Origin of the sequence: Litchfieldia alkalitelluris (assembly GCF_002019645.1) — a bacterium.
Lineage (GTDB): Bacteria > Bacillota > Bacilli > Bacillales > Bacillaceae_L > Litchfieldia > Litchfieldia alkalitelluris.
Genome location: NZ_KV917374.1, coordinates 750,843 through 766,073, shown reverse-complemented (window position 1 = coordinate 766,073; position 15,231 = coordinate 750,843). Strand labels below are relative to the sequence as shown.

Annotated in this window: 18 protein-coding genes and 1 pseudogene; 5 read left to right on the top strand and 14 right to left on the bottom strand. The window is 34.5% G+C overall.

Annotation, left to right across the window (positions count from 1 at the left end):
• Positions 1-623: 623 nt before the first annotated feature.
• Positions 624-1,958: an alkaline phosphatase gene (locus BK579_RS03650; protein ID WP_078543597.1), complete on the top strand. Its 1,335-nt coding sequence runs from the start codon at positions 624-626 to the stop codon at positions 1,956-1,958.
• Positions 1,959-2,534: 576 nt separating this feature from the next.
• On the opposite strand, the gene BK579_RS26020 is transcribed toward BK579_RS03650, so the two are convergent.
• Entirely contained in the window at positions 2,535-2,750 is a 216-nt protein-coding gene (locus BK579_RS26020; protein ID WP_204524667.1) for a hypothetical protein, read from the bottom strand.
• A gap of 32 nt (positions 2,751-2,782) precedes the next feature.
• On the opposite strand from BK579_RS26020, the gene BK579_RS26015 reads away from it, so the two are divergent.
• The 3 genes from BK579_RS26015 to BK579_RS03640 all read left to right on the top strand — a co-directional run bounded on the left by BK579_RS26015 (position 2,783) and on the right by BK579_RS03640 (position 4,496).
• The gene (locus BK579_RS26015; protein WP_204524666.1) at positions 2,783-2,947 is read left to right on the top strand and encodes a hypothetical protein; all 165 of its coding nucleotides are present in this window, start codon (positions 2,783-2,785) and stop codon (positions 2,945-2,947) included.
• A 416-nt stretch (positions 2,948-3,363) separates the two neighbouring features.
• Positions 3,364-3,837, top strand: a complete 474-nt coding sequence (locus tag BK579_RS03645; protein WP_078543595.1) for a competence protein ComK — start codon at positions 3,364-3,366, stop codon at positions 3,835-3,837.
• 302 nt (positions 3,838-4,139) lie between these two features.
• On the top strand, positions 4,140-4,496 hold the full coding sequence (locus BK579_RS03640; RefSeq protein WP_169891053.1) for a helix-turn-helix domain-containing protein: 357 nt from the start codon (positions 4,140-4,142) through the stop codon (positions 4,494-4,496).
• A gap of 75 nt (positions 4,497-4,571) precedes the next feature.
• On the opposite strand, the gene BK579_RS03635 is transcribed toward BK579_RS03640, so the two are convergent.
• Positions 4,572-5,923, bottom strand: a protein-coding gene (locus tag BK579_RS03635; protein WP_139365034.1) for an IS3 family transposase whose coding sequence is annotated in 2 segments (ribosomal slippage) — positions 4,572-5,464 and positions 5,464-5,923 — 1,353 coding nt in all. Because the reading frame shifts where the segments join, the coding sequence is not laid out codon by codon here.
• Between the two features lie 398 nt (positions 5,924-6,321).
• Between BK579_RS03635 and BK579_RS03630 the strand changes: the two genes are divergently transcribed.
• Entirely contained in the window at positions 6,322-7,272 is a 951-nt protein-coding gene (locus tag BK579_RS03630) for a DnaD domain-containing protein (RefSeq protein ID WP_235848326.1), read from the top strand.
• A gap of 757 nt (positions 7,273-8,029) precedes the next feature.
• Here the strand turns inward: BK579_RS03630 and BK579_RS25430 are convergent.
• The 12 genes and pseudogenes from BK579_RS25430 to BK579_RS03590 all read right to left on the bottom strand — a co-directional run bounded on the left by BK579_RS25430 (position 8,030) and on the right by BK579_RS03590 (position 15,223).
• Positions 8,030-8,239, bottom strand: coding sequence for a YwzD family small protein (locus BK579_RS25430; RefSeq protein WP_204524665.1), 210 nt, complete (start codon positions 8,237-8,239; stop codon positions 8,030-8,032).
• A gap of 146 nt (positions 8,240-8,385) precedes the next feature.
• A pseudogene (locus tag BK579_RS26995) lies at positions 8,386-9,364 on the bottom strand (YifB family Mg chelatase-like AAA ATPase).
• 51 nt (positions 9,365-9,415) lie between these two features.
• The gene (locus BK579_RS26890) at positions 9,416-9,631 is read right to left on the bottom strand and encodes a magnesium chelatase domain-containing protein (protein ID WP_328589226.1); all 216 of its coding nucleotides are present in this window, start codon (positions 9,629-9,631) and stop codon (positions 9,416-9,418) included.
• Between the two features lie 11 nt (positions 9,632-9,642).
• Positions 9,643-9,912, bottom strand: a complete 270-nt coding sequence (locus BK579_RS26885; RefSeq protein WP_328589225.1) for a magnesium chelatase domain-containing protein — start codon at positions 9,910-9,912, stop codon at positions 9,643-9,645.
• A 40-nt stretch (positions 9,913-9,952) separates the two neighbouring features.
• Complete coding sequence (locus BK579_RS26880) at positions 9,953-10,369, bottom strand: hypothetical protein (RefSeq protein ID WP_328589224.1); 417 nt, start codon at positions 10,367-10,369, stop codon at positions 9,953-9,955.
• Positions 10,327-10,665 carry a transposase gene (locus BK579_RS26875; protein ID WP_328589302.1) on the bottom strand — a complete coding sequence of 113 codons (339 nt, stop codon included), beginning with the start codon at positions 10,663-10,665 and terminating at the stop codon, positions 10,327-10,329. Before BK579_RS26875 ends, BK579_RS26880 begins: the two co-directional genes overlap by 43 nt.
• A 758-nt stretch (positions 10,666-11,423) precedes the next feature.
• Complete coding sequence (locus tag BK579_RS26990) at positions 11,424-11,582, bottom strand: hypothetical protein (protein ID WP_407936238.1); 159 nt, start codon at positions 11,580-11,582, stop codon at positions 11,424-11,426.
• Positions 11,583-11,666: 84 nt separating this feature from the next.
• Positions 11,667-12,620, bottom strand: coding sequence for a glycosyltransferase (locus tag BK579_RS03610; RefSeq protein ID WP_078543590.1), 954 nt, complete (start codon positions 12,618-12,620; stop codon positions 11,667-11,669).
• Positions 12,599-13,735 (bottom strand): NAD(P)/FAD-dependent oxidoreductase, encoded by a 1,137-nt coding sequence (locus BK579_RS03605; RefSeq protein ID WP_078543588.1) that lies wholly within the window; start codon positions 13,733-13,735, stop codon positions 12,599-12,601. The genes BK579_RS03610 and BK579_RS03605 overlap by 22 nt, the downstream gene beginning before the upstream one ends.
• 1 nt (position 13,736) lies before the next feature.
• The gene (locus tag BK579_RS03600) at positions 13,737-14,042 is read right to left on the bottom strand and encodes an EamA family transporter (RefSeq protein WP_235848550.1); all 306 of its coding nucleotides are present in this window, start codon (positions 14,040-14,042) and stop codon (positions 13,737-13,739) included.
• A 28-nt stretch (positions 14,043-14,070) separates the two neighbouring features.
• Positions 14,071-14,418 carry an EamA family transporter gene (locus tag BK579_RS03595; protein WP_078550354.1) on the bottom strand — a complete coding sequence of 116 codons (348 nt, stop codon included), beginning with the start codon at positions 14,416-14,418 and terminating at the stop codon, positions 14,071-14,073.
• A gap of 10 nt (positions 14,419-14,428) precedes the next feature.
• Positions 14,429-15,223 carry a glycosyltransferase family 2 protein gene (locus BK579_RS03590; RefSeq protein ID WP_078543586.1) on the bottom strand — a complete coding sequence of 265 codons (795 nt, stop codon included), beginning with the start codon at positions 15,221-15,223 and terminating at the stop codon, positions 14,429-14,431.
• Positions 15,224-15,231 lie beyond the last annotated feature (8 nt).

Sequence of the window (15,231 nt, the reverse complement as noted above, 5' to 3'; positions counted from 1 at the left end):
GCACAGCTTCCCTTTTATAGATGGCTTTGTGACTTCTCTCAGTAAAGGGCCTATTCTATACACTACTTCTATTAAAAGATCCGTTAACGACTGTCTTATTTCTATGTTTCCTAGCAATTCTTATCAATTCACCCATCAGTCCCTTTTCTATGTGCCCGTTAAGTCGTTTATATATTCCTCACTCATTGAATATTAATTTAAGTTCATTCCCCAAAGTCATTCTTCACTCTAAAAAAGATATTCGACTGGAAGCACGAGAACCGTCCCCATGCTTCTTTGTAAATTTTGTAAAGGTTATTTAATGGTTTTTTAATAATTTTTAATTTAAGATGGCAAGTTCAGTAATGATCGTTTGTTTTTGAATAGTCCGTAAGTCCTGTTTCCTGTTATTACTCTATTAATCTTAAATGGCATCAAGTGCTTTAAACTTCTTAACTTAGCATTCTTTATTTCTAATAATAGAAATACATCATTTTTTTCATTATTAAACTTTAGTACTGTCTATTAATAGTCCGAATCAACCATTTTTATCTAATGCTTCTATGTTTACATCTAATTAATATTTTCTTAAAACTGAATTGTTATATTAATTTAGTAAAAACGATTAGGAGGAGAAATGAACCATGTTTAAAAAAATGGCAATAGTAGCTTTATCAGCAGGTGTACTTTTATCAGGGATTAACGTTAGTGTAGGGTTTGATTCTGCAGAGGCGAAAAAACCGGAGTGGGCAGGCAACCAACATCAAAAAGTGAAAAACGTAATATATATGATTCCAGATGGTTACAACGCTGCCTATGCAACAAACTATCGTTGGTATAAAGGAGAAGATTCTTCATTCGATCCTTATGTAAAAGGTTTAATGAAAACACATTCTGCTAACACAGAAGTGACAGACTCTGCTGCCGCAGGTACTGCCATGGCAACAGGTGTTAAAACAAATAATGGAATGGTTGGTGTAACACCTGATGGAGAGGAAGTAGATTCCATTCTTGATGCTGCTGAAGACGCGAAAAAGTCTACTGGCTTAGTTGCTACTTCCACCATTACTCATGCAACTCCTGCAGTGTTTGGAGCAAGTGTAGCATCACGTGGAGATGAAGCAACGATCGCTCCTCAATATTTTGAGAATGGTGTTGACGTCATTCTAGGAGGAGGCAGAAGTTTCTTTTTGCCAACATCTGAAGGTGGAAAACAACCAGAAGGCAATCTAGTTGAAGAAGCAAAGAAAGATGGTTATCAATATGTAACAAATTCTAGTGAGCTATCTAAAGTAAAAGGTAACAAAATCCTAGGTTTATTTGCTGATGGAGCGATGGCCCCTGAACTCGAGCGCAGTAATACTAACCAGCCTAGCTTAGCTGAAATGACAGATGCTGCCATTAATGCCTTAAAGCAAGATAAAGACGGTTTCTTCTTAATGGTAGAAGGATCTCAAATTGACTGGGCTGGACATGCACATGACGCAGCTTGGGCAATGACTGATACGCAAGCATTCGATGAAGCAGTAGCAGCAGCAATTGAATTTGCGAAAAAAGATGGAAATACACTAGTCGTAGTTGCTGGTGACCACGAAACAGGTGGTATGTCTGTCGGGTCTAATGGTGTATATGATTTGAAGATCGAACTCTTGCATGATGTAACCGCAACTGGTGATTTTATGGCTAAACAATTAAACAGTGACCGTAGTAATGTGAAAGAGGTTGTAAAAAAATACACAGGTCTGGATTTAACAGAAGAAGAAATTAATAGAATTAAAGAATCGAGTAAAGTTGTAATTGCAATCAATGAGGTAATTAGTGACCGTGCATTAGTTGGTTGGACATCCACTGCTCATACAGGTACTGACCTTCCAATCTATGCTTATGGCCCACAATCTGATAGATTTGTTGGATTGCACGATAACATTGACATCCCAATGATCATTGCTGAAGCAATGAAACTAAAATTAAATAACTAACAATTTATAATCCTGGGCACCTTCCTATTGGAAGGTGCTCTCCTTCTTTCTTTCCAACACACTTTAAATAACTAGTTTTCTTGAAACAACTGACAGGTAATTGGCTATAACAGCTCAATTAATTCTCAAAGTTCACTCAAGCCACATTTTCTGGGACAAGGGGAAGGTTTATCCCTTTAATCACAACTCCAAGAGACAAGGGGACAGTGTTGTCTCTATGTCCCTTGCCTGGGCAAGGACAACATCTGTGATCTTAAAAAAATCGGTATCTATGATTTAAGCACGGCAATTATCCGCCATATATATTGTATCAATTATCGTGTTAACAACTGCTTCTGATTGAAAAGTAAATCCATTAACTAGTTTTCCTAAAGTTCATTTAACTCATTTGGTCTAGTTTGATTCGATTATTGCTGCAGTCTCAACGATTAGTAGACTAACCTTGTTTACTTAAATCGAATCCTTGTTACCCTCCTCATAGAAGTACACATACTAATCTGCGTACTAACCTCTTATCAACCCCATTGTATAGCCAAATGCCTTAGCTTGGGCTCTTTATACCCCTCCATCAACTCCTCATTTAACCCAACTCTCGTTTATAATTGCCCTTACTCTTAGACATTGTAAAACAATAATCTGATTTCTCATTAACGCACCTGCATCAAGCCCATCGTCATTACCCACTAGACTTGGCCTTATATAACCAACCGACAAGAAAACCATCACCCAAATGATTATTGAGGATTGAAACACTAGCACGAGAACGTCCCAATGTTCCCCAGGTAACTTCAAATAATTGAAATGGAAGCAAAAGAACCGTCCCAATGCTTCTTTTTGTGAATCAGCGGAAGTGGGTGCAAAAGAGAATTATTGAAGACAAACGCATCGTGGATATTGCGAAAGAAGAAGGTGTTACATCAGAGGCTGTGAAGTCTTGGGGGAAAGCAGCTGTGAAAAAGATGAAGAGAATGGTTGAATTGAATGTATGAATAAGTCCTAAGAAACACCTATAGTCAATGGGTAAATGGTACGATTCACCTTGTCAAATTCCTACAAATTATGACAATATCTTGAAATAGCAACTACAGGTTACTCTTTTCTATAAAATACCAACTAATAGATAGTCCCAACATCATCACTTCTAGGATTTACTAATTCTAGAGGTGATTTTTTATTTTAAAAGTGGTTGGAGAACAAAATTTTTGTATTTGTAAGAAAGAAAACCGTTGAGTCAGGGTAAGGGTGTTAACAATCAAATTTTTCAAAGTCTGATGAGTAACCGGAGGTGGTTAAAAAAGAAGAAAACATAAAGTAATCTTCACAATACTTCTCCCCTCAATCACTCAAACAAGAAATAATCACTTACTTTAAATCATATCCCCAACAAAGGAGCTGTACGTTTTATATGCATGTTATTTTAAATAATTATCAGATTAATCATGATACAATGTCTCTTTTACCCATCGCCCATATCGATTATTCAACCCATGTTATTGAAAGAACAAGAGAATTCTTTGTGAAACAAACTGCCCTACAAATCATACAGTCATCATGTATCATTGGTGGATCTACCTTTAACGGGCGACGTCAAGCGATGTTCTACATGACTGGAGCCAAGCAGAAAACACCTATTCCAGTCTTTCCAAACTTAAATATTATTGCCTTTCCAACAGAGTCACCCAACAACTTCGAGTGCAAGTGGATTTTCTGCAACCATGTCTTAAAAATCAAACCAAATCTCGGCCCAACTAGAACAACCCACCCATCGATCATTATCTTCAAGAATGGTCAAGAGATTCTCATGACTGAATCTTACTATCTTTTACAAAAACAATTTGAACGAACAGCTAGATGTATATTGCAACTCTCAACACCTTAACCGCCAATTATATCTCCAACATGATTGAATCTTAAGCACAATTGATCTCATTATTATACAAGGTAATGGGTGTTGTTTGTCACTTCTACTTTCTATTTAGGCGTAAATGCTTCAACGAATTTCTATTAAAACTGGGCGAGATCTTTCGCTTACTATCTATTAATAACTAAGTAATTCTTTTGCCTTGTTCTTTGATTTTTTACAAATACCAACTATAGGTTGATATATCTAATGAATTACCAACCTATGGTTTATCCACATTTTTACACTTCTACGATTAACTAATCCTAGAGGTGATTTCTTTGAATACCGGAAAAGTACTTGGAGAACGAATTCGTCGATTTAGAAAGAAGAAAAAGTGGAGTCAGGCTGATTTAGCAGAGAAGGTAGGGGTATCGAATACCTTTATGGGAAATATCGAACGGGGAGAAAAGCCTTTCTCGTTAGAAACTCTCGAAAAGATTGCAACTGTTCTTGGTATTACTTTATATGAGTTGTTAATTCATGCAGAGGATTTAGGAAAAGCTCAGCAATCTGAAGTCTTGACTGAAATCATCGATAAACTCGCTTATCGACCTGCCTTAGAGCAGAAGTCTGCTTTAAAAATGATCGATCATCTGTTAGATACCATCGATTCTGTAAAAAAGTCTAAAAACTAATGAACCGGGAAAGAATCCCGAAGGAGACAAAGGGACATGCTTATGAACTGAACCCAAAATGTTAGACACAAGCTATTAAGCAGCTTGCTGGGTATGAGTTCGATATTGAATCGGACTCATACCTTTTAATTTTTGCTTAATCCGTTTGTGATTATAATAGTAAATATATTTCTCTAATTCTAGTTTGAAATGATCCATACTCTCAAATTCTCTTAAATAAAGTAATTCGCTCTTTAATAATCCAAAAAAGTTCTCCATTACTGCATTATCTAAACAATTGCCCTTGCGAGACATACTTTGGGTAATTCCATTCTTCTGTAAGGTGTGTCGAAACTTCTTCATCTGATAATGCCAGCCTTGATCAGAGTGAAGGATAGGGCAATCATGGTCGTCTAATTGTTGTATGGCCGTATCTAACATTTTAGATACAAGTGTGTATACTGGACGTTTCTCTAGGTTATAAGCAATAATTTCACCGTTGTAAAGGTCCAGAATAGGTGAAAGATAAAGTTTCTCGCCAAACAAATGGAATTCTGTCACATCTGTAACCCACTTCTCATTTGGCTTCGTAGCTTGGAAATCTCGCTCTAGTATATTCGGTGCGACTTCACCCACTTTTCCACGATATGAACGGTATTTTTTCATGCGAACTAAGCATTTTAAACCCATCTCATTCATTAAGCGAAGGACTGTTTTGTGATTAATTACATGACCCCGATTACGTAATTCCAGTGTGATACGTCGATAGCCATATCGACCTTGATGTTCGTCAAAGATCTGTTGGATAACCTCTTTCATTTCACTATATTTATCTGGTTTATCCATTTGTTTTACCCAATAATAATACGTGCTACGTGGCATTTCAGCGAACTTTATCAAGTCAATCACCTTAAATTCACGCCTTAATTCATAAATCACCTGTGCCTTTTCTTTTTCTGTGAGTTCTTTTCCTGAATTAAGGCTTGTAGCTTTTTTAAATATGCATTCTCCATACGAAGTTGTTCAATTTCAGCACGTAGTGCTTCTTCAGTTCCTTCTACTGGTTGATTATTCTTAGGTTGCTTTTTCATGGGTGAAGGACGCTCCTTTTTCTTCTTTTTAAGAGCGTCAATTCCCTGTGTTTCAAGTAGATTCTTCCACTTATACACTATGGCAGATGAAGAAACATTAAATACTGCAGTAACTTCTTCGATGGACGCTCCCATCTCGTTCAGATAATTAAGTACGTCCATTTTAAACTCAAATGAGTATTTTGTATAGGTTTCCTCTAAGCCAGATATACCATGATTTTGAAATTTCGCTACCCATCTGTGTAACATCGTTTTATTAACATTGTACTTTTGGGCTGTCTGCCTGATAGACTCTCCGCCTTCAAGATATTCATTTACTGCAGCTATCTTTATTTCTAAAGGGTATTTCTTCTTCATGTAAAAGTGCACCTCCAATTGTTAGTTGTTGTGTCTAACAATTGGGGTGCACATCATTATTGTCCCAAACTCTCGGTTATCATAACTGCACATTTAACTATTATATATAAAACTACTAAACTTCTTAGATCCAAGTCCTCACTCAGACAATGAAATACTAATGTCTACTAATCCTAATAGCTACCCCGAATCATACTGCTAATTGCTGCCAATCTAAAGATCTTCACTTGCGCTCTATTATTATTTGAAACATCAATTGCACGTATGAAAATAACCTAGTTAAAATCCCTCATGCCTGATACCCCTTTTACCCATTTAGTTCCTATAACTATATTGAAAAGGTGGATTTCAAAGTAAGAATGACACCTAAAAATATGTGTGAAAGGATTGTGTTATTAATGGCTAAATATAGAATGGTACGCACTGATTTCTGGAAGAATCCGATGGTTTCGGAGGAACTTACTCCTGAGGATAGATACTTCTTTTTATATTTACTTACAAATCATCATACAACTCAAATCGGTATCTATAAAATTACGAAAAAAGAGATGGCATTTGACATGGGGTATTCAATTGAAACGGTTATTGCGTTGATGGATCGGATGATTCACCACCACAAACTGATTCGTTATAATCCTCAAACGAGAGAAATTGCGATTAAGAACTGGGGGAAATATAACCTTCATAAAGGTGGAAAGCCAGTCATGGACTGCATCATTTCTGAGTTAAAGGATGTTCAGGATACTTCACTAATTTCATATGTAGCAAATCAAATTGCGAAAGAAGATATACAAGCCATTTACAAGTCTTTTTATGAAATGGGTAAAGAAGTCGTGGAGCTTAATGAAGAAGAATATGATGAGTATTATGACGATACGTTTACGACTCGTTCGACGATACGTGGGCAAAAAGAAAAAGAAAAAGAAAATAAAAAACAACAACAAAAAGCTCTTTATCCAAATATAGATTATAATCCTAAAGAAGAAATGCCTGTCCAAAGTATGAACCAAGATGATGCACAAGAAATTGTTGAATTTTGGGATCAAAATGGATTTGGCTATTCAAACGTGAATGCCAAGGAACAGTTATTATCATGGTTAGAGAATTCTCGATTTTTGAATCCAAAAGATGTGATGATCAAGGCCATGCAGATTGCTTGTTCGAATAATAAAAAAAAGTTGAATTATGTTGTTGGTATCTTGAAAAATTGGGAAAACGAATCTTTACTCACCGTTGAGGAGATTAATTATGCTCATGGAAATAAGAAGCCGATATCAGATCAAGGTAAACCAGTCGAGTTTATCCCAGAAGAATTTGTACTAGATATAACAGCTGGTGAGGATTGGTGAGAATCATAAGAAAATGCCCCTTTTGAGTCTGCTTAATACTATGCTATTGATTTGAGATTCGTCCTAGGATAAACAATCTCAATCATTGAAGGAGCTAGGAAGCAAATTATTCTGCAAGCAATCAAAGAGCTTATTTCATAGTGTGGGAAATAGCCTGCTATCCCACTGGAATTAGTTGAACCAATTCTGTTAACATAGCTGAATTTCAAAAAAATAGAACAGTAAAATACTAAACATTAATTTATCCTGCTAAAAATATTTTCTAAGATCAAACACAAAAAAGGCTACCTTTGATATTAAGCAACCTTCCAAATCAATTTAACAAATATGGAAATTTAAGCAAATAACTTTAACAACTAGGACATACAGGCATTTATAATATAAGTACAAATCACCTAATCAAGTAGTAGTATTTACCATTATATCTAATTTAATATTAAACAACTAAAATAATTGTCGATAATTTATTAATACTTAACCCAGAATTCGATAACTTTTTCCTTATATATTTGATACATTGTTGGAAAAGCAGTTGGAGGGGATATGATGTATTTTGAATATTTATTAGATGCCATATTGGGTCCTAGAGAAATTCTGCACGAAATGGAATGCCAAGTATGTGGGTTTAATGAAGTTTATTACAAAGATCCTCATACAGGAGAACAGACTGGTAGGGCTTGTCAAAGTTGTAACTTTGTTCAGAAATTTGACTTTCACAAAAGTAAATAACACTTGTTATGTATGTACTCAACCTTACCTACTTTGCCATACCTGACTGTTTAATTGTTCTAGCAATTTCTTTTATAAGATCTTGTGCTGACATAGAAGAGTTCTTATGACCAGTTTCGTATGCTGCTTTTAGCACGTGAATAAATGTATCTTGGGTGATAACTGTTGATTCTTTCACTTCAGTAGAATTCATGACTAAAGACTCACTTTCATTTCCAGTATTTTTACATCTTATCACTTTTTTTGTTATAAATCTACTATATTATTCTGGCAAGTCCTAGGAACAAAGGGACAGGCACTAAAATCCACAATAAATGATAGTATGGTATCTTTTTGAGTGGTCCAATCCTTGTTAGACATTTGACCTGTCCTCAGTTTCAACCTTCATCCCCTCTTCTTCATTCCTATTAGATGATGATCTTGATTCCTACTTATTGTAATTGCTTCCCACAGGGATTCTTCGGTTATATGCTCTTCCCCTTTTAAGTCAGTTATGGTTAAAGCTAAGCGGATGATTTTAAGTTGGGCTCGGTTGCTCCACTTCTTCTTAATTGTCATTGAATAGAGAGATTGCTTTATTTGATCTGGGAGTAAGTTATATAGTGTAAGATTTTCATAAGATACTCTTCCATTACATAAGTCTTTCCCATATCTTTGGTACTGACGTTCACGCGCTTCGTTGACTCGTTGTCTAATTTCATATGATGATTCGCTTGTTGATTGATTAATGTCCTCGAAATTAGCAGATTTTAACGAGAGATCTATATCAAATCGGTCATGGACGGGCCCCGATATACGGTTTTGATAGGATTGAATTTGTTTTGGCGTACATGTACAGTAATGGGTATTTGATCCTAAGTAGCCACACGGACATGGGTTCATTGCGCCTATTAAAAGGAATGAAGCTGGATACGTTACAATGGACCTTGCGCGGTTGATCGTTACTTTTCCAGTTTCAATAGGCTGCCTTAGCATATCAAGGGTTTTCTTTGAAAACTCTGCCATTTCATCTAAAAATAATACCCATGGTGTGCTAGTGAGATTTCTCCTGGTTTTGGATTTTGTCCACCTCCGATGATGGAAACACTTGAAGCTGAATGATGTGGGTTACGAAAGGGGGGAATATAAATCAGATTATAATCAATACCAGCCAGTTGATATAAGCTTACCTTTTCTAGCTGAGCTTTACTGGATAGTGGAGGAAGGATTGTGGAAAACGTTTCTGCTAAATACTTTTCCCATAACCAGGTGGACCCGTCATAAATACATGGTGTTCTCCTGCTGCTGGAATTTCTAAAGCCCGTTTTGCAAATTGATGTCCGATGATTTGATTAAAATCTTTCTCATAAACTAGTTCCTTCACTTTTTGAGGGACTGAAAAATAACATGGCAGAATCGTCTTTCCAGATAAGTGTTAAATGACTTCCAATAAAGAAGATACATAGATTATTTCTAATCCTTCTATGTTTATCTCTGGTAGGTCTGAGTTAAAAGGCATGTAAATAGTTGAAAACTGTAGTTTCTTTGCAGCAAGTGCAGCTGCCAACATTCCTTCAAATGGTAGAATTGATCCATCCAAGGATAATGCACCTATAAAACAAGTCCCGTCTGAGATTTTCTCTTTTATCACCTTTATGCTTTTTAATATATTCCAATTGCCATTGGTAAATCAAATAATGGTCCATTTTTCTTCTGTTCTGAGGGTGATAGATTCACAATCACTTGATGATCAACCAATGGATGACCCGATGTATATAGAGCAGCTGTTACTCGTTCTTTGGATTCTTTTACAGAGGCATCAGGGAGACCCACAATGACAAAGACTTCAATCGCATCAATTGTTTGCACCTCAACTTGAACACGATAACCTTCCACCCCTTTTATCCCTATACTCATTACCTTTGTAACCATTATTCAAGCTCCTTACTATTTATTAAGTTTCTTTTACTTATTAACGTAAACGCTGAATCACACTTTTTGATATTCCTGTTATTCTCGAAATCTGTCTGATTGTTACTCCATTCAATTCCTTAATACTAACCAATAAGGTATCTCTATTCTCCCTATCCATTTGCTGCAACTGACTGTTACTTATAATCCCTAATTGTTGCAGATACTCTCTGACCTGACTATCAGACAACTTCACGATTACTTTTTCATCCAAACAATGGTCATCATTTGTTTCCTGCATGTACTTTATAAATAAACTTATAGCTGTACACCTGTCTTCGGAAAATAAACTTAACCCGAAATCAATATCCACGATTCGTGTTCTATCTACATACTCCCCTATACTTGTCCAGTTACTATCAAATACATTTTTAGCTAGACCGGCCTTAAGTGGATTTTGGTGAATATACCAAAGCACAGTAAAAAATACACCGTTCTGTCTACACCTTCACTTTTAAATCGCTCTTGAAATAAATGTCCACAACTTTCATATTTCATATTGTACCAATACACATAACTCAAACTTATTCTCTTAATCACAGTAGAAATTTCTTCCTCCGATACTTTTATTAATAGATGGATATGGTTATCCATCAAACAATAACTATAAAGTTCGAATTTGCAAATTCTCTTATATTTCTCTAAGATATCTAAGAACTTTCTCTTATCCTCCTCATCCTCAAATATCTTTTGTCTATTAATTCCTCTCAACATAATATGATAAATTCCACTACTACTCTTTCTCCTTGCTTCCCTTGGCAAACATACATCACCTCAGTATTTTTTGTATTAAGACATTCATTCATTTAAGTGAATTTCAAGACAATGGAGGGGGGATAAATTACGTAGTTGCTATAAAACTATAAACATCTCAGCGGTTATTAATTTACATCTTGTTTTTCATATGAATTGGGTAAAATTGTTGAACATTTGGGGTTAGATTATATACGGACGAAGAAAAGGAGGATTTAGAGGATCAACGTTTACCAATTCCATGTATATCTAAAAAATCCTCCTAAACAATTAACTATTTTTCATATCTGTGACAAATTTTAGATTGGGTCGAGGGACCTGTCCCTATGTCCCTAAGGCAGTAGGAATGTAGGATAAAGGGGTACATCGATTTAGAAATTCTAAATAAATAACATGATCCTCACCACTATGAAAAAGCGAAGACCTTCTGTTTCCCCTCGCAGTAATATGATATACCGCCCCCGGAAACCAAACTCTATGTTTTCGTGACATTCACTCACTCCAATCTATTAAAATATTTAAACCTAAAGCAAACGCAAAAGCCAAACAAAGTCAAACATCAACTTTCCCATTTTACACACTAATAACCTTGCAGAAACACCTGCAAGGCCAACTCAACACCAAACCATACTTTAACGCGTTAAACTTTAGACGAGTGGGGAGAAGAGCAACTGAAAATTCTGGATTGGTTTTAGATATATCTGTTAAAATCCTCTCACTCATGGCTTTTGTTTCACCGTAAGGATTTGTGGTTGATAAAAGATCGTGGTTGATAAAAGATCCATAGTCTCTTTAAATGGAACTTTATTATCCCCATACACTGTTGCTAAAAACAGCGAACCTATATAGCCAGCACCACCAGTTACGAGTATATTCATAAAATACCACCCCAACTTAGATTTCTACAATTACATTATAAATCATAACTAAAGATCGCATCTATGATAACTGTTAATCTACTATTATTTACTTGAGAACCTATCTACTGACTTATATATATATCTTGGTTTATCCTGTAATTCATATAACAGTACATTAATATACTTAGAAATAACAGCTAACACAAAAAACAATCCAGTAAAACTAACTGAAATAAACATCATTGTAGTTGTCCAACCAGGTTGAATATTTTCAACAGTAAAGTAAGAATAAATTGTGTAAATAATAGTTACAAGTGAGATTGTCGCGAAAATTATACTTATTCTTAATGGTAACTTAGTTCCAATGTCAGAAAAACTGACTAAAACATCAGATGCCAAATTGAATTTCTCTCCAACGCTTAGGTTGCTTCTTCGATTGCCAGTATTGATACCCTCATAAAATATTGTCTTAGAATTAAAACCTGAATAGTGATATAATGCTTTTCTATATCTTAATTTTTCTTTTGACCTGAGAACTCTATTTAACGCTCTTCTTGAAACTATTCTAAATGTTTCAGTTGTTAGACTCATGTTTAGTCTAGAGATATTATTAAGGTATTTATAAAATATTTTTGAGCTGAAATTAATAGAGTTACTTGGTGATGCTGCAACTATATCATTTCCATCTAAAGTTGTATTATATAGTTCCATTATCAGTTCGAGATTATAGTCTATTATTGTCGAATCAAATTCGTAAACAAAGTCACCTATAGCAAATTCTACTCCTGCAAGCATTGCTGTTTCTATTCCATGTTTATAAGGGAGATTTATAACAGTAACATTTCCATTAATAGTTTCACTAATACTTTTTATTTTACTAACACTATTATCTTCACTTGCATCATTAATTATTACAAACTCATAAGTTGTAAAATTTTTATGAAAAACTTCATCTATTTTTCTTAAGAAATCATTAACAGTACTTTCATTGTTTTTTACATATATTACAGCAGAAATAAAGTTTTTTTCTTTATTTAAACTTCCACTGTTCTCCATGACAACACCTCATCTAAATCATATATAGTATTTATTTTTCCTGATAAAACAGATATAAATGTAGGGTCAGAAGAGAATTGCTTTATGACTGTTGGCCTAGAGTCATCTATTTCTGATGCCATTAGTATTGGTTTCATTGAAAACAATGAATCCCTATAAAATAAATCTGTACCCTCTTTTAGATACTTTTTCGCTAGGACATACATATAGTTCCAAGCCGAATTTGGCTTATTGATACATTTGTTACAATTTCCAAGTTGAATAGGAGAACAGCCCACATTATTTCCAACCTGGCAATCAAATGTTGGTAATTCATCATAAGATGTCATATGTGGTGTAAATGTAACAGAGGTTAAAGAATGATAACCAGTCTGCCCAAAAGGCATTACTGAAAAAAATGGACCATCCATAAGGGTTATCCCTACATTAGATATATCTTCAGTAGTTTTACACAATATTATTTCACATATTTCGTATTTTATCTTAAACAAATCATACCCTAGCATGTCACTAACTTGATTAGTACTTGCATACGTTGCGTTCAGTATAAATTCTGATTCATAATTTAGATTGTCCTGTATATTAATTTCGTACGTATGATTTTTTTGGGTTATATTTTTAATTCTTGTACTATATTTTATTTCCACATTTGGGTATTCTTTAAGTTTTTCAACGTAATAATCTCTTATCTTCATTGCATCATAGGTATATTCCTCAGTTTCAAATACCCCATCACACATACCGTATTTAAAGTATTTTTCAGAATACACCTCTTCACATTTTATATTTGAATAATCACAAAACCTTTTAAACTCCTCAGCACTAGTCCATGAATATTCTTTTGAAGTTGCGTAAATTTTATTGAATTTCTTATTTATTGCAAAGCTAAAATCCTCATTAAATCTATTAAAATAATTTGCTGATTTTATCGCAGTCGAGTAACTTCTTGGATAATGATAACCATTATGCACTCTAGCTTGATTAACATAAGTTGCCCTTGACATTGGTTTTTCATCAAATTCAAGAACTAATACTTTTTCATTATTTTTAGCACAATAATGGGCTGAATACAGTCCATATAATCCAGCTCCTATGATGATCTTATCGTATTTCATTTTAAGCAACTCCTTGTACCAGACTTAAAACTAAAGCACCTAATATTATAAAAGAAATTCCTACAATCTTCCTATAGGTGATTTTTTCCTTTAAGTATATATAAGCAATAATAAATGACCAAATATACGTTATCGAAGTCAGAGGTAGAACAACTGTATATGGCAATACCTTTAGCAAATATATATTTAATAGCGCTGATAGGAAATATAATCCGCAGCCTATATATAAATAATTGCTTTTTAAAACCGAAAATATATTCCCCGTAAGTGTAGATTTTTTAATAAAAAATGAAGCTACCGATCCCATAATAGTCATAATAAATAGAAGGATGTAATTAATCGTCTCCACCTCCTATAAAAACAACACCTATCATAATGAATAATATACCAACTACGGTAAATGCATTAATCGTTTCTCCAATAATAAATACACCAATAAAAATAACAAAAATATAGCTAAGACAAAGCATCGGATGAATGACAGAGAAAGCTCCAAATCTAAATGCAACAATCATTAAAATTGCTCCTATACCGTAAAAAACAAATCCTACAATTAGATGTAATGAAATCTCTCCTTCGGAAAGTTTCCAAAACATCTGCCCAAAGGAGGTGCATAGAGATGCTAAAGTAATAAGAATGATTCCTTTATAGTTTTGCTTAAATGAATTTATAATGTTTTCCATAGTTTTAAATTTACACTTTAGGGTCATATTCGCGTATGATAAGTCCCCATAAAATTTTAAGAAGCTTCGAATTGCCTTTTAGAAAACTAATTTTTGTAGGAATTTCTCCTTTATCTGGATATGCTCTTGTTACTCCGACTTCCTTTGCATTATATCCTAACTGTGGAGCTCTAACAGATAAATAAGCTAATAATTCATACGTATCAAAAATCTTTCTAAATGGTTGTACTCGATCATCTGTTAAATATCTTCTAGAATATGCTCGATATCCATTTGTCGTATCCGTATACTTAAATCTTGCAACTGCTGATACGATAGGGACATGAAGTAGTTTCACTGCAAAGTGACGTAGCTTAGGAGTATTAATTGCCTTTCCACCAGGGGCGTATCTAGAGCCTTGTACCAAGTCCCATCCTTGATCTAAGGCTTCCACGAATTTAGTAATATCTTCTACGCTATCTTTACCATTACCGTCAATCGTTAATATGCCTTCATAGCCCTCTTCAAGAGCATAGGCGTACCCCATTCGAAGCTGCGCACTTAGCTTCCCTGTATCCTCTTTTACTAATAACGTCCTTACTCCTAACGATTTAAGTCTTTCTACTTCCATAGAACCATCTGTACTTCCACCATCACATATGATAATGTCTACTATCTGATCTAATTCTAAATTCTTTATCTTTGTTAATTGACCAATTATACGATTACCCTCATTTATCACAGGAATACAAATACAATATTTATTTGCTTTATTCGAAAAAATTTCTACTCTATGTTTTGGAATTTGTTTTTTTACAGCTTCCATGTAATTCT

Coding starts and splice junctions, on each gene's coding strand:
- BK579_RS03650 (WP_078543597.1), top strand. CDS start 624: ATGTTTAAAAAAATGGCAATAGTAGCTTTATCAGCAGGTGTACTTTTA.
- BK579_RS26015 (WP_204524666.1), top strand. CDS start 2,783: ATGCTTCTTTTTGTGAATCAGCGGAAGTGGGTGCAAAAGAGAATTATT.
- BK579_RS03645 (WP_078543595.1), top strand. CDS start 3,364: ATGCATGTTATTTTAAATAATTATCAGATTAATCATGATACAATGTCT.
- BK579_RS03630 (WP_235848326.1), top strand. CDS start 6,322: ATGGCTAAATATAGAATGGTACGCACTGATTTCTGGAAGAATCCGATG.
- BK579_RS26885 (WP_328589225.1), bottom strand. CDS start 9,912: ATGGTTACAAAGGTAATGAGTATAGGGATAAAAGGGGTGGAAGGTTAT.
- BK579_RS26875 (WP_328589302.1), bottom strand. CDS start 10,665: ATGTTGAGAGGAATTAATAGACAAAAGATATTTGAGGATGAGGAGGAT.
- BK579_RS26990 (WP_407936238.1), bottom strand. CDS start 11,582: ATGAATATACTCGTAACTGGTGGTGCTGGCTATATAGGTTCGCTGTTT.
- BK579_RS03610 (WP_078543590.1), bottom strand. CDS start 12,620: ATGGAGAACAGTGGAAGTTTAAATAAAGAAAAAAACTTTATTTCTGCT.
- BK579_RS03605 (WP_078543588.1), bottom strand. CDS start 13,735: ATGAAATACGATAAGATCATCATAGGAGCTGGATTATATGGACTGTAT.
- BK579_RS03600 (WP_235848550.1), bottom strand. CDS start 14,042: ATGGGATCGGTAGCTTCATTTTTTATTAAAAAATCTACACTTACGGGG.
- BK579_RS03595 (WP_078550354.1), bottom strand. CDS start 14,418: ATGGAAAACATTATAAATTCATTTAAGCAAAACTATAAAGGAATCATT.
- BK579_RS03590 (WP_078543586.1), bottom strand. CDS start 15,223: ATGGAAGCTGTAAAAAAACAAATTCCAAAACATAGAGTAGAAATTTTT.